Origin of the sequence: Streptomyces goshikiensis (assembly GCF_014650555.1) — a bacterium.
GTDB classification, from domain to species: Bacteria; Actinomycetota; Actinomycetes; order Streptomycetales; family Streptomycetaceae; genus Streptomyces; species Streptomyces goshikiensis.
Genome location: NZ_BMVE01000001.1, coordinates 811,981 through 824,285 on the forward strand (window position 1 = coordinate 811,981; position 12,305 = coordinate 824,285).

At 72.4% G+C, this 12,305-nt stretch carries 14 protein-coding genes; 7 read left to right on the forward strand and 7 right to left on the reverse strand.

Features of this window, described 5'->3' with window-relative positions; all coding sequences use genetic code 11:
* Positions 1 to 54 precede the first annotated feature (54 nt).
* From IE248_RS03700 to deoC, 3 genes are read right to left on the reverse strand one after another with little or no spacing between them, the layout of a single operon-like run.
* Positions 55 to 969: an aldehyde dehydrogenase family protein gene (locus tag IE248_RS03700; RefSeq protein ID WP_008742030.1), complete on the reverse strand. Its 915-nt coding sequence runs from the start codon at positions 967 to 969 to the stop codon at positions 55 to 57.
* Complete coding sequence (locus IE248_RS03705) at positions 962 to 2,398, reverse strand: aldehyde dehydrogenase family protein (RefSeq protein ID WP_037798081.1); 1,437 nt, start codon at positions 2,396 to 2,398, stop codon at positions 962 to 964. Before IE248_RS03705 ends, IE248_RS03700 begins: the two co-directional genes overlap by 8 nt.
* A 5-nt stretch (positions 2,399 to 2,403) precedes the next feature.
* A complete protein-coding gene (gene deoC / locus IE248_RS03710) occupies positions 2,404 to 3,372 on the reverse strand; it encodes a deoxyribose-phosphate aldolase (protein ID WP_037793712.1) in 969 nt (322 codons plus the stop codon).
* A gap of 247 nt (positions 3,373 to 3,619) precedes the next feature.
* On the opposite strand from deoC, the gene IE248_RS03715 reads away from it, so the two are divergent.
* The 5 genes from IE248_RS03715 to IE248_RS03735 all read left to right on the forward strand — a co-directional run bounded on the left by IE248_RS03715 (position 3,620) and on the right by IE248_RS03735 (position 7,178).
* Complete coding sequence (locus tag IE248_RS03715; RefSeq protein WP_190029937.1) at positions 3,620 to 4,864, forward strand: hypothetical protein; 1,245 nt, start codon at positions 3,620 to 3,622, stop codon at positions 4,862 to 4,864.
* An 81-nt stretch (positions 4,865 to 4,945) separates the two neighbouring features.
* Positions 4,946 to 5,584, forward strand: coding sequence for a class F sortase (locus IE248_RS03720; protein WP_190029938.1), 639 nt, complete (start codon positions 4,946 to 4,948; stop codon positions 5,582 to 5,584).
* Positions 5,585 to 5,609: 25 nt separating this feature from the next.
* Positions 5,610 to 6,245 (forward strand): PH domain-containing protein, encoded by a 636-nt coding sequence (locus IE248_RS03725; RefSeq protein ID WP_073795088.1) that lies wholly within the window; start codon positions 5,610 to 5,612, stop codon positions 6,243 to 6,245.
* Between the two features lie 166 nt (positions 6,246 to 6,411).
* Entirely contained in the window at positions 6,412 to 6,933 is a 522-nt protein-coding gene (locus IE248_RS03730; RefSeq protein WP_190030071.1) for a VanZ family protein, read from the forward strand.
* 41 nt (positions 6,934 to 6,974) lie between these two features.
* On the forward strand, positions 6,975 to 7,178 hold the full coding sequence (locus tag IE248_RS03735; RefSeq protein WP_008742037.1) for a PspC domain-containing protein: 204 nt from the start codon (positions 6,975 to 6,977) through the stop codon (positions 7,176 to 7,178).
* A 57-nt stretch (positions 7,179 to 7,235) separates the two neighbouring features.
* Here IE248_RS03735 and IE248_RS03740 read toward each other — a convergent pair whose 3' ends face one another.
* From IE248_RS03740 to IE248_RS03750, 3 genes are all read right to left on the reverse strand, one after another.
* Entirely contained in the window at positions 7,236 to 8,009 is a 774-nt protein-coding gene (locus IE248_RS03740; protein ID WP_073795085.1) for a hypothetical protein, read from the reverse strand.
* Between the two features lie 169 nt (positions 8,010 to 8,178).
* A complete protein-coding gene (locus IE248_RS03745; protein ID WP_037793701.1) occupies positions 8,179 to 8,436 on the reverse strand; it encodes a hypothetical protein in 258 nt (85 codons plus the stop codon).
* Between the two features lie 140 nt (positions 8,437 to 8,576).
* On the reverse strand, positions 8,577 to 9,725 hold the full coding sequence (locus IE248_RS03750) for an adenosine deaminase (protein ID WP_008742040.1): 1,149 nt from the start codon (positions 9,723 to 9,725) through the stop codon (positions 8,577 to 8,579).
* 113 nt (positions 9,726 to 9,838) lie between these two features.
* Between IE248_RS03750 and IE248_RS03755 the strand changes: the two genes are divergently transcribed.
* Positions 9,839 to 10,567 (forward strand): alpha/beta hydrolase, encoded by a 729-nt coding sequence (locus IE248_RS03755; RefSeq protein ID WP_073795084.1) that lies wholly within the window; start codon positions 9,839 to 9,841, stop codon positions 10,565 to 10,567.
* 76 nt (positions 10,568 to 10,643) lie between these two features.
* On the forward strand, positions 10,644 to 11,018 hold the full coding sequence (locus IE248_RS03760; protein WP_037798079.1) for a cupin domain-containing protein: 375 nt from the start codon (positions 10,644 to 10,646) through the stop codon (positions 11,016 to 11,018).
* Here the strand turns inward: IE248_RS03760 and IE248_RS03765 are convergent.
* The gene (locus IE248_RS03765; RefSeq protein WP_190029939.1) at positions 10,994 to 12,289 is read right to left on the reverse strand and encodes an ATP-grasp domain-containing protein; all 1,296 of its coding nucleotides are present in this window, start codon (positions 12,287 to 12,289) and stop codon (positions 10,994 to 10,996) included. The genes IE248_RS03760 and IE248_RS03765 overlap by 25 nt on opposite strands.
* Positions 12,290 to 12,305: the final 16 nt, after the last annotated feature.

Consider the following 12,305-nt stretch of genomic DNA (forward strand, 5'->3'; position numbering starts at 1 on the left):
CATGGCCTGGTCCGGTCCGGATCCGGGTCACGGATCCGGGACTTGGATCCGGGACTAGTACGAGGACCCGCCCGCGCCCAGCGAACCCGTCGGGTGCCAGACCGTCTTGGTCTCCAGGAACGCCGTCATACGGGCCGTGCCCGGGTCGGCGCTCCAGTCGTCCACAGGCTGTGGACGCAGGACGCGCTTCAGGTTGTCGGCCGCCGCGATCTCCAGCTCCTTGGCCAGCGCCGCGTCGGCGCCCGCCAGGTCGATCGCGTTGACGTCCTGGTGCGAGGCCAGGTGCGGGCCCATCTCGCCGGCCTTGCCGGACAGGATGTTGACCACGCCGCCGGGCAGGTCGGAGGTGGCCAGCACCTCGCCCAGGGAGAGGGCCGGGAGCGGCGCGTTCTCCGAGGCGATCACGACGGCCGTGTTGCCCGTCGCGATGACCGGGGCGATCACCGACACCAGGCCCAGGAAGGACGAGTCCTGCGGGGCCACGACCGTGACGACGCCGGTCGGCTCCGGGGTGGAGAGGTTGAAGAACGGGCCCGCGACCGGGTTGGCCCCGCCCACGATCTGGCCGATCTTGTCGGTCCAGCCCGCGTACCAGACCCAGCGGTCGATGGCCGCGTCCACGACCGCCGCGGCCTTGGACTTGGACAGCCCCTCGGCCTCGCCGACCTCGCGGACGAACTGCTCGCGGCGGCCCTCCAGCATCTCGGCGACGCGGTAGAGGATCTGCCCGCGGTTGTACGCGGTCGCGCCCGACCAGCCGCCGAACGCCTTGCGGGCGGCGACGACCGCGTCACGCGCGTCCTTGCGGGAGGACAGGGGGGCGTTGGCCAGCCACTTGCCCTTGCCACCCGACGATGTTTTCGCCGTCACCTCGTACACCCGGCCGCTCTCGGAGCGGGGGAACTTGCCCCCGACGTACAGCTTGTAGGTCTTGAAGACGCTCAGACGCGCCGACGACGACTCAGACATCGAGGTAGCCCTCCAGGCCGTGGCGGCCGCCCTCGCGACCGAAGCCCGACTCCTTGTAGCCGCCGAAGGGCGAGGTCGGGTCGAACTTGTTGAACGTGTTGGCCCAGACGACACCGGCGCGGAGCTGGCCGGCGACCGCGAGGATGCGCGAGCCCTTCTCCGTCCAGATGCCGGCGGACAGGCCGTACTGGCTGTTGTTGGCCTTGGCGACGGCCTCGTCCGGCGTACGGAACGTCAGCACGGACAGCACCGGGCCGAAGATCTCGTCGCGGGCGACGGTGTGCGCCTGGGTGACGTTGGTGAACAGCGTCGGGGCGAACCAGTAGCCGGAGGACGGCAGCTCGCACGCCGGGGACCAGCGCTCGGCGCCCTCGGCCTCGCCGGTCTCCGCGAGCGCGGTGATCCGGGCGAGCTGCTCGGCGGAGTTGATCGCGCCGATGTCGGTGTTCTTGTCGAGCGGGTCGCCGAGGCGCAGCGAGGAGAGGCGGCGCTTGAGCGAGTCCAGCAGCTCGTCGTGGATCGACTCCTGGACCAGCAGGCGCGAGCCCGCGCAGCAGACCTGGCCCTGGTTGAAGAAGATGCCGGTGACGATGCCCTCGACGGCCTGGTCGATCGGGGCGTCGTCGAAGACGATGTTGGCGCCCTTGCCGCCCAGCTCCAGGGTGACCTTCTTGTCGGTGCCGGCGACGTGGCGGGCGATCTTCTTGCCCACGGCCGTCGAGCCGGTGAAGGCGACCTTGTTGACGTCCGGGTGCTCGACGAGGGCCGCGCCCGCGTCCCCGTAACCGGGGAGGATGTTGACGACGCCCTTGGGCAGACCGGCCTGGCGGCAGATGTCCGCGAAGAACAGCGCGGACAGCGGGGTGGTCTCGGCGGGCTTGAGGACGACCGTGTTGCCGGTGGCGAGCGCCGGGGCGATCTTCCACGCGAGCATCAGCAGCGGGAAGTTCCACGGGATGACCTGGCCGGCCACGCCGAGCGGGCGCGGGTTCGCGCCGTAGCCCGCGTGGTCGAGCTTGTCGGCCCAGCCCGCGTAGTAGAAGAAGTGCGCGGCGACCAGCGGGAGGTCCGCGTCGCGGGTCTCCCTGATCGGCTTGCCGTTGTCCAGGGTCTCCAGGACGGCCAGCTCGCGGCTGCGCTCCTGGATGATCCGGGCGATACGGAAGAGGTACTTGGCGCGCTCGGAGCCGGGCAGCGCGGACCACTTCTCGAAGGCCTTGCGGGCGGCCTTGACGGCGCGGTCCACATCGGCGGCGCCGGCCTGGGCGACCTCGGCGAGGACCTCCTCGGACGACGGGGAGACGGTCTTGAAGACCTTGCCGTCGGCGGCGTCGGTGAACTCGCCGTCGATGAAGAGCCCGTAGGAGGGCGCGATGTCGACGACGGACCGCGACTCGGGGGCGGGTGCGTACTCGAAAACAGATGCCATGGTGATCAGTCCACCGTCACGTAGTCGGGACCGGAGTAGCGGCCGGTGCTCAGCTTCTGGCGCTGCATCAGCAGGTCGTTCAGCAGGCTGGAGGCGCCGAAACGGAACCAGTGGTTGGTCAGCCAGTCCTCGCCCGCGGTCTCGTTGACCAGGACCAGGAACTTGATCGCGTCCTTGGTGGTGCGGATGCCGCCGGCCGGCTTCACGCCGATCTGGATTCCAGTCTGCGCCTTGAAGTCGCGGACGGCTTCGAGCATCAGCAGGGTGTTGGCGGGGGTGGCGTTGACCCCGACCTTGCCGGTGGACGTCTTGATGAAGTCGGCGCCCGCGAGCATGCCGATCCAGGAGGCGCGGCGGATGTTGTCGTAGGTCGACAGCTCGCCGGTCTCGAAGATGACCTTGAGGCGGGCGGCGGTGCCGTCCTCGCGGACGCACGCCTCCTTGACGGCCTTGATCAGCTCATAGGTGTCGAGGTAGTGGCCGGCGAGGAAGGCGCCACGGTCGATGACCATGTCGATCTCGTCGGCGCCGGCGGCGACGGCGTCCCGGGTGTCGGCCAGCTTGACCGGGAGGGCCGCGCGGCCCGCCGGGAAGGCGGTGGCGACGGAGGCGATCTTGACGTCCGCCCCGTTCAGGGCCGCCTTGGCGGTGGCCACCATGTCGGGGTAGACGCAGACCGCGGCGGTCGTGGGCGTCGTGCGGTCGAGGGGATCGGGATGGACGGCCTTGGCGGCGAGCGCCCGGACCTTGCCCGGGGTGTCCGCGCCTTCCAGCGTCGTCAGGTCGATCATCGAAATGGCCAGGTCGATGGCGTACGCCTTGGCCGTGGTCTTGATCGAGCGAGTGCCGAGCGCGGCCGCGCGAGCCTCCAGGCCGACGGCGTCGACGCCGGGGAGCCCGTGAAGGAAGCGGCGCAGTGCGCTGTCGGACGTCGTCACGTCAGCGAATGCGGGGAGGGTGGTGGGCATGGTCACCACATGAGCATATCTACGCGCGTAGCGGCCTGTCACCCCCACCCCTGAAATCAGCCGAAATCTCCGCCCGGCCGTAGAATCATTCGCTGTGACGATCCGGTGACAGGAAGCGCATCCTCCGGCCGCAAACGATCAATAGATTTCTCTTCAGCAGCCCGCCACACCTGACCCGGTGAAACAGACCGAACAGACTCAACGCGGCATGCGACTCTCCTCCACTTTCCTCACCCACGCTTCAGGAGTCGTTATGCGTACCGCCCTCCGCACCTCGATCGTCACCGCCGCCCTCGCCGGCGCGATGCTCGTCCCCGCCGCCGGCTCCGCCTTCGCGGCGCCCGCACCTCAGGCAGTGACCTCGACGAAGGCGGCCGCGTCCCAGGCCGAGCGGGTCGTCATCAACAAGCACCTGGTCGCGGACATGGTCAACTCCGCGACCGAGTCCCCCTCCGTCAAGATCTTCATCGTGAACGAGGACGGCACCACCCGCCCGAAGACGCTGGCGTCCCTCGACCGGGGCCACACCAAGCAGTCGGTGCAGGGGACGGTCTTCACCCTCACCAAGGCGGAGACGGCCGAGCCCGTCCTCACCGTGTTCGAGAACGGCGCCACCACCTCGTTCCCGCTGCCCAAGGGCAAGGCCGCCACCCCGGCCCCCTCGGAGAACGACCGCTACGCGGGCCAGGCCGTCTCCATCGGCAACGGGATGGTCGCGGTGCTGCGCAACAAGGCCGAGGGCCCCGAGGCCTGGATCCGCGCCGTCGGACCGCAGTGGAAGCCGGGCGACGACTACATGTCGCGCGTCCTGACCATGCTGAACCGCCAGCAGACCAGCGCCGCCGTGGGCGGGGTGTCCCTGAAGCTCACCAAGGCGGACACCGCCGAGCCCGTGCTCGTCGTCACCGAGGGCGGCGCGAGCAAGTCCTACCCGCTGCCCAAGGGCAAGGCCGCCACGCCCTCCTCCTGCGTCTCCGAGGTCAAGCACGTGACCGTCGGCGCCGGCGGCATGACGGCCGACCTGACCATGTCCCCGAAGGGCCCCAAGGCCTTCGTGCACGCCGAGGGCCCCGGCGACTGGACCCTGACGCTGGACCGCTCGCACCCCAAGGGGCCGGACAGCTACTACCTGCGCATCATCAACCCGAACAGCGCCCAGCCGGTCCTGAACTGGAAGACCCAGGGCGGCGAGAACGTCCCGGTCAAGACCGCCTCCTTCCCGGCGCTCCCCAAGGGCTGCACCTTCGAGTACAAGGTCACCGAGGAGCAGACCGGCTCCGCCACGACCGGCGTCACGACCCAGACCCAGGCGCAGACCCCGGTCCAGGCCCAGACGGCCGTGGTCCCCAAGGGCGCGGTCGCGGCGGGCGCCGAGCTCCCGGTCGAGACCGTCGCGGACACCGACGACAGCACCACCCTGGCGGCGGGCGCCGGCCTGTTCGCGATCGTCGCCGCCCTCGGTACGAGCGTCCTGCGCCGTCGCCGCAACCACGGCTGACGCTCCGCCCTCGCGCCTCCCCTGCCCCTTCGGCGGGTCACCCTCGCGGTGGCCCGCCGGTTCCCGTTCAGGAGCTCCCCCATGCCCCGCCCCTGCCGAGCGGCCCGCCGCGGCCCCGCCCTCGCGTTCGCGCTGCTCGCCCTGGCCGCCGTCGGCGGCTGCGGCGGTACCGCTCCCTCCGCTCCCGCCGCGCCGCCCGCGCACATCGCCGCCGGCTCCGCCGCCCCGGCCCCGGCCCCGGCCTCCACCGCCCGCGCGGCCGCGTCGCTGCCCGCCTCGGAGCCCGTCCGCGTACGGATTCCCGCGGCCGGAGTGGACGCCTCCCCGGTGCTCCGGCTCGGCCTGGAGGCCGACGGCACCGTCGAGGTGCCCTCGGTGGCGGACGGGGACAAGATCGGCTGGTACACCAAGGGCGTCACCCCCGGCCAGACCGGGCCCGCCGTACTGATCGGCCACTTCGACACCGCGCGCGGCCCGGCCGTACTCAAGGACGTCTCCAAGGTCCGCACCGGCGACGAGATCACCGTCTCCCGCGCGGACGGCAGCTCCGCCGTCTTCCGGGTGCGCGAGCTGGAGCAGGTCGACAAGTCGCGGTTCCCCACGGCCAAGGTCTACGGGAACACCACCCGGCCGGAACTCCGCGTCATCACCTGCGGCGGCGAGATCACCGCAGGTCACCGCCCGGACAACATCATCTTGTACGCCGATCTCGTGGGCTGAGACGGCGTGAGGCACAATCGGGCCCATGAGCAGCCAGCAGCCCACCGACGAACCGGTCTACGACGACCGGGTCTACCGCTCCCCCATGGCAGTGATCACCGGGGTGCTGCTGCTCGCGCTGGCCGTGTGGCTCTGCGGCGACGCCGTCGTGCGCGGCTCGGGGTCCACCCGCTGGACCGCGCTGGCCGTCGCGCTCTGCGCCGTACCGCTGATCGTGGCGTTCACGCTGCGCGCGGCCGTCTTCGCCAACGACGACCGGCTGCGGATCCGCAACCCCTTCCGGACCATCGTGCTGCCCTGGGCCTCGGTCGACGCGGTACGGGCCGGCTACTCCGCCGAGGTGCTCGCGGAGGGCCGGAAGTTCCAGCTGTGGTCGGTGCCCGTCTCGCTGCGGGAGCGCAAGAAGGCGAACCGGCAGCAGTTCAGCCGCCGCGGCGGACTGACCGGCAAGGGCCTTCAGGTGCAGAAGCCCGAGGGCGCGGCCGCCGGGCCGCAGCGGGCCGGCGCCGACAAGGTCGTGGACGAGCTGCGCGAGCTGGCCGAGCGCGGGGCGGACCGGGCCGGGGCGCAGGGCGGTGTCACGGTGCGCTGGGCCTACGAGATCATCGCGCCCGCCGCGATCGGCGCGGTCGCGGTGGTCGTCCTCCTCGCGACGCGCTGATCCGGGTCCTGGTCCGCGTGCGGTTCCGGGTCCGGCGCGCGGGTAAGCGGATCGCGTGAGCACCTCCCGTACGTCCGGAACCGCCGCTACCGCTCAGCGCGTCCTCGCAGGTGTGCAGCGACTCAAGGCCGGCGACAGCGCCGCCTCCGCCCCCACCGCCCAAGCGATCCGGTTCCGGCTCCGGCTCGCCGGCTGGGTCCTCCTCACCGCCCACCTGGTCCTCGTAGGCTGGCTCACGCTGCGGCCCCTGGACGTGCCGTGGGCGGCGGCCGCCAATCTGACCCCGCTGGAGGGGATCAAGGCGGACCTCGCGTACGGCCCGCTGGGCGGGGCCCGGCGGATCGGCGAGGGTCTGGCGCTGCTCGCCCCGCTCGGGGTGCTGCTGCCGCTGGTGGGCGGGCGGCTCGCGCCGTCGCCGCTGGCCGCGTGGTCCTCGCTGGCCCGCACGGCGGCCGTCGCCGTGCTGTTCTCCGTCAGCATCGAGATGCTCCAGAGCGCGATCCCGGGGCGGGTCGTGGACGTGGACTCGGTGCTGCTGAGCACCGCCGGCGTGGTGCTGGCGCACGTGGCCTTCGTACCGGCGCTGCGCTCCCGGATCCGGCGGTCTCAGGGGCCCACCCCGAGAATTACCAGGGTCGGGCTCGGCCCGTGGACCGAGGTCCTGTCGGCGGTACCGCGCGAGTATTGAGGCATCGCAAGGAAGAGCGAGCCCATACGAAGGAGAACCTCATGAGCGCGATTGCCCGCCCCCGCGACGGACGGATGATCGGCGGAGTCTGCGCCGGTCTCGCGCGACGTTTCGGAATGTCGGCGAAGACGATGCGCGTCATCTTCGTCCTGTCGTGCCTGCTGCCCGGCCCGCAGTTCCTGGTCTACCTGGCGCTGTGGGTGCTGCTGCCGAACGAGAAGGCCTCCGCGAACGCCGCCTGGTGAACCGGTCCGGCCTGGCGGTCCGGTCCGGTTCACCGGGGGGCGTGACGGGGCAGCCGGTCAGCCCGCGCGCTTGACCTTCTCCAGCTGCTTGTCCGCCACTTCCTGCGGGACCTGCGCCTTCTGGCCGGCCGCCGCCACGTTGAGGGCGGTGAGCCGTACGACGGTGCCGCCCTGGCGGATGACGACCAGGTGCACCTGCGCCGAGGCGTCGCCCGCGACGGCGGTGGTGGTCCAGCTGACGCTCTCGTCGCCGCCGGTCTTGTACGAGGCCGCCTTGACGTCCTTGTAACTGCCGGTCTGCTTCTCGATGGTGGCCGAGAAGCCGCCGCCGCAGGCGGCGATGGCCTGCCTCAGCCGGGAGACGAGCCGCTTGGCGTCGCTCTCGGAGTAGGAGCTGACGGTGGCGGCGACCGCGAGGCCCACCTGGCGCTGCGAGCCGATGCCGCGGTTGACGCTCTCGCGCGCGGCCGGGTCGGGCTTGTCGCCCATGGCGTCGGCGAGCGGCTGGCAGGCTTTCTTGTCGGCCTGCGGCTGTCCGTGGGGGGCGTTCGGGTTGGCCTGCGAGGAGATCTGGTACCCGGGCAGGTCGCCCTGTTCCAGGGAGGCCCGCTCCAGCTTGGTGCCGCCCGTCTTCGGGGCGGCCGGCGCGCCGGAGGCGGCTCCGGCGGAGGTGCCCGCGGAGGTGCCCGTACCGGGCGCGCCGGAGGCGGCGGAGCCGCTGGGGGCCGGTGCCTTGCCCGTCGCGGGTGTGTCCGTGCTGCCGCAGCCCACGGCTGCGAAGAGCAGGGCGGGGAGCAGCGCGACCGTGGTCGCTCGTGCCGTGATGCGCATGACGGAGACCTCATACCCAATGCGTCGGCGGGCAGTTGGGGGTGATCGTGGCACACGCGACGACACGGCGCACACCTGGTCGAAAGGGTGTGCGCCGCGCGTGCGTGCGTACGAATTCCACGGGCGGCGCCGGCGCCCCTCGGGCTCCGCCGCGCCGGTCAGGCGTGGATCAGGCGCCGAGGTTGCTGGTCGGCAGACCGCCGAGCAGACCGGTGACGGGGGCGAGCGCGGCGGCGGGGTCGCTCGACTGCCGGCCGTCCTGGCTGACCTGCTGCTGGCTGGTGAGCCCCTCGACCGCACCGGTGGCGGTGCCGAGCGCGTCGGCGAGGCCGACGGCGGGGGCGGCGGAGGCGGAACCGGCGGCGACGGCGGCGAAGGCGGCACCGAGGGCGGCGGCACCGACGATCTTGGCAGCTGACTTCTTCATGAAGGATTCGTCCTTGCGACGGGGATTTGAGCGACTCCGCAAACTAGTCACTTCAAACCCCGGCCCGCAAACATCCTTTGATATGAGAAAGCGCCCGGGAATTGCTCCTCCCGGGCGCTCTCAGAACGTCACGCCATACCCTAGACCGAGACGGAACCGCTGGTGGAGACGGTCTGCCGGAACAGCCATTCCGACTTCAGCTCCGCATAACCGGGCTTGATCACTTCGTTGATCATGGCCAGTCGTTCATCGAAAGGAATGAACGCGGACTTCATCGCATTGACCGTGAACCACTGCATGTCGTCGAGCGTGTAGCCGAAGGTGTCGACGAGGTGCTCGAACTCGCGGCTCATGCTGGTGCCGCTCATCAGCCGGTTGTCGGTGTTGACCGTCAGCCTGAAGTGCAGCTTGCGCAGCAGGCCGATGGGGTGCTCGGCGTACGAGGCGGCCGCGGCGGTCTGCAGGTTCGAGGTCGGGCACATCTCCAGGGGGATGCGCTTGTCCCGTACGTACGAGGCCAGGCGGCCCAGCTTCACGGAGCCGTCGGGGGCGACCTCGATGTCGTCGATGATCTTCACGCCGTGACCCAGACGGTCGGCGCCGCACCACTGCAGGGCCTGCCAGATCGACGGCAGGCCGAAGGCCTCGCCCGCGTGGATGGTGAAGTGGTTGTTCTCGCGCTTGAGGTACTCGAACGCGTCCAGGTGGCGGGTGGGAGGGAACCCGGCCTCGGCGCCGGCGATGTCGAAGCCGACCACGCCGTTGTCGCGGTAGCGGTTCGCCAGCTCGGCGATCTCCAGCGCGCGGGCCGCGTGGCGCATCGCGGTCAGCAGGGCGCCGACGCGGATGCGGTTGCCGTTCGTCCGCGCGCGGCGCTCGCCCTCGCGGAAGCCCTCGTTGACCGCCTCGACGACCTCTTCGAGGGTCAGGCCGGCTTCGAGGTGCTGCTCGGGGGCGTAGCGGATCTCGGCGTACACGACGCCGTCCTCGGCCAGGTCCTGGGCGCACTCGGAGGCGACCCGGAAGAGGGCCTCCTTCGTCTGCATGACGGCGCAGGTGTGCGCGAACGTCTCCAGGTAGCGCGGCAGGGAACCGGAGTCGGCGGCCTCGCGGAACCAGATGCCGAGCTTGTCGGCCTCGGTCTCGGGAAGGTTCTCGTAGCCGACCTTGTGCGCCAGCTCGATGATGGTCCCGGGGCGCAGACCACCGTCGAGGTGGTCGTGCAGCAGCACCTTCGGGGAGCGGCGGATTTGATCCGGAGTGGGCAGGTTGGGGGTCTCGCTCGTCATCCGGGCACTCTACTCCTACGCGCGTAGAGCAGCGCGTTGGCAACAACGGTCGATACGTAACAGAGACCGTACGGACGGGTCGCGTACACCTGTCAGTCTGAGACTGTTCCGCCATGGCACAGCATGCGCCGCCGGCGCGCGGGGCCCGCCTGGGGCGGGCGGCCGGCGCGACCGGCTCGGTCTCGACGGACAGCACGGTCAACGGTGTGGTGCTCCTGCTCCCCGGGGCATCCAGATTCTCCCCCGGTCCACTGCGCGTGCTCGCGCGGGCGCTGGGCCGGGCGGGCGGGGCGCAGGGGCTGGTCACCCACCAGGTCCTGCACGGCTCGGGGCCCCGCGAGGACGACGCGGGGTGGGCGGCGGACGAGGCGGTGCGCCGGTACGGGGACGTGCCGGTGTGCCTGGCCGGCTACGACGCCGGCGGCCTGGCCGCCCTGCGGGCCGCGGGACACGGGGCCGTCAACTCGGTTCTGGCGCTGGCCCCTTGCCCGGGGCGGGCGGCGTCGGCGGACCCCCCTGAGCCGGTGAAGCAGCTCGCGGGGCGGCAGGTGCTGATCGTCCACGGCACCAACGACGCCCGCTGCGACCCGGAGTCCTCGTTCCTGCTGGCGGCCCGGGCGAAGAAGGCGAATCGTTCCACGTGCCGGTTCGAGGTCCACTCGGACGGGCACCGGCTGCGCGACCACCAGGCCGAAGTGGTGGCCCTGTCGGTCGATTTCGTCCTCGGCGCGATGTTCACCGGCCGGTACTCGCGGCCGGTGACGGACGCGCTGGCGGCGCCGCCGCCGCTGGGGCTGCGGATGCCGCTGGCCTCCGGTTTCGGCCGGTCGCTGCGGGGCTGACCGGCCCGGCGGGAAGGGCCCGCGAGCGTAGAGTGAAAGTGGACTCGGGGCCCTGCTGCGCGGGAGGCGATGCGGTATGGCCGCGATCGTGCGCAAGAGCTTCGACCAGGCGGACGAGACGCGTCCCTTCGCCGAGGGCAAGGGGCGCCTCGACCTGATCGAGACGGACGGCGGTCCCGTCGGCCGCGCGGTGTTCGAACCGGGCTGGCGCTGGACGGAGCACATCAGGCCGATGGCGGGCACGGACAGCTGCCTGGCCGCCCACACCGGATACGTGGTCAGCGGCCGGATGAAGGTCGTCATGGACGGCGGGGCGGGCGAGGAGGAGTACGGCCCCGGCGACTTCATGGAGATCGCCCCCGGACACGACGCCTGGGTGGTGGGCGACGAGGCGTGCGTGGTGGTCGACTGGACGGGCTTCGGGGGTTACGCCCGACCCGCGTCGGACTGACCCGGTCGCGGTCCGGGGATGAGGCGTCCCGGCGGCCCCGGCGACCCCGGTGGCCTTGGTGGTCCCGGTGGGGCGAGCAGCGCGGCCGACAGGTCGAGGGTGCGGGCCAGGGCGGCGGCCGTCGGGGCGGCGGCCAGGATGTGCGCGTGGTGCAGGGCGCCCGTCGGGGCCCGGCGCACCGTGGCCCCGGCCGGTATCCGCAGCCCGACGCGCATCACGCCCGGCAGCGAGCGGGCGGCGGCGAGGGCCGGGCCGAGCCCGTCGACGCGCAGGCCGGGCCGGAAGTCGACGTACCGCAGCGCCGCGTGCGCGGCGTGCGGGCGGCGTAACGGGCCGGGGAGCCCGAGTCCGGCGGCCAGGGCGAGGCCGAGCACGTCGGTGCCGTGGGCGAGCCGGAGCAGCTGGGTGAGCTCCTCGGCGCCGGGCCGGGCGTGGGCCTCGACGAGCCGGGGGCCGTGGGCGGTGAGGACGATCTCGGTGTGGGAGGGGCCGTCGCGGTGCCCGGCGAGGTCGAGGACGCCGCGCACGAGGGCCCGTACGGCCGCCGCGGTCGCCGGGTCCAGGGCCGCGGGCAGGTCGTGGCCGGCGGCGACGAGGCCGGGTCCGGGGCCGGGCAGCCGCCGTGACCAGCCGAGGACGCGGTGGTGGCCGGCGCGGGAGAGGGACTCGACGGCGAGCTCGGGGCCTTCGAGGTACTCCTCGACGAGCAGGTCGGTGACGGCGGGGTAGTCGCGGGCGGCGGCCTCGCCCTCGGCGGCGCCCCGGACCAGCCGGACGCCTTCCCCGTCGGCGCCCGCACGGGGCTTGATGACGCAGGGGTAGCCGATGAGGGTGGTGATGAAGGGGAGCAGCGAGGCGCGGCCGCAGCGGGCGAAGGAGACGGGCCGGGCGGCGTGCAGGGTGTTGGAGCGGGCCCGCAGGGCGGCCTTGTCCATGAGGGCGGTGACGGCGGCGGCGGGCGTGCCGGGCAGGCCGAGTTCCTCGTTGGCGCGGGCGGCGGCCAGGGCGCCCGCCGCGTCGAACCCGAAGACGGCGGCGCGGCCCCGGCGGACGTCCTCCAGCCGGCCGACGGCGCCGACCAGCCGGTGGTGGTCGCGCCAGTCCGTCCGTACCCGCCGCTCCGCCCCCTCACGGTCGGATGGCACCGATGGATCCGGCGCGACCACCACCGTGCGGGCGCCCGCACGGCGGGCGGCCGCCACCACGGCGGGGCGTGGGCTCAGCAGGACCGCCACGGGCCCCCGCCCCTCGATGACCGTCCGCTGCCCCATACCGCGCTCCCCCTTC

Coding starts and splice junctions, on each gene's coding strand:
- IE248_RS03760 (WP_037798079.1), top strand. CDS start 10,644: ATGGCCGCGATCGTGCGCAAGAGCTTCGACCAGGCGGACGAGACGCGT.
- IE248_RS03765 (WP_190029939.1), bottom strand. CDS start 12,289: ATGGGGCAGCGGACGGTCATCGAGGGGCGGGGGCCCGTGGCGGTCCTG.
- IE248_RS03740 (WP_073795085.1), bottom strand. CDS start 8,009: ATGCGCATCACGGCACGAGCGACCACGGTCGCGCTGCTCCCCGCCCTG.
- IE248_RS03705 (WP_037798081.1), bottom strand. CDS start 2,398: ATGGCATCTGTTTTCGAGTACGCACCCGCCCCCGAGTCGCGGTCCGTC.
- IE248_RS03700 (WP_008742030.1), bottom strand. CDS start 969: ATGTCTGAGTCGTCGTCGGCGCGTCTGAGCGTCTTCAAGACCTACAAG.
- IE248_RS03735 (WP_008742037.1), top strand. CDS start 6,975: ATGAGCGCGATTGCCCGCCCCCGCGACGGACGGATGATCGGCGGAGTC.
- IE248_RS03745 (WP_037793701.1), bottom strand. CDS start 8,436: ATGAAGAAGTCAGCTGCCAAGATCGTCGGTGCCGCCGCCCTCGGTGCC.
- IE248_RS03755 (WP_073795084.1), top strand. CDS start 9,839: ATGGCACAGCATGCGCCGCCGGCGCGCGGGGCCCGCCTGGGGCGGGCG.
- IE248_RS03715 (WP_190029937.1), top strand. CDS start 3,620: ATGCGTACCGCCCTCCGCACCTCGATCGTCACCGCCGCCCTCGCCGGC.
- IE248_RS03720 (WP_190029938.1), top strand. CDS start 4,946: ATGCCCCGCCCCTGCCGAGCGGCCCGCCGCGGCCCCGCCCTCGCGTTC.
- IE248_RS03750 (WP_008742040.1), bottom strand. CDS start 9,725: ATGACGAGCGAGACCCCCAACCTGCCCACTCCGGATCAAATCCGCCGC.
- IE248_RS03725 (WP_073795088.1), top strand. CDS start 5,610: ATGAGCAGCCAGCAGCCCACCGACGAACCGGTCTACGACGACCGGGTC.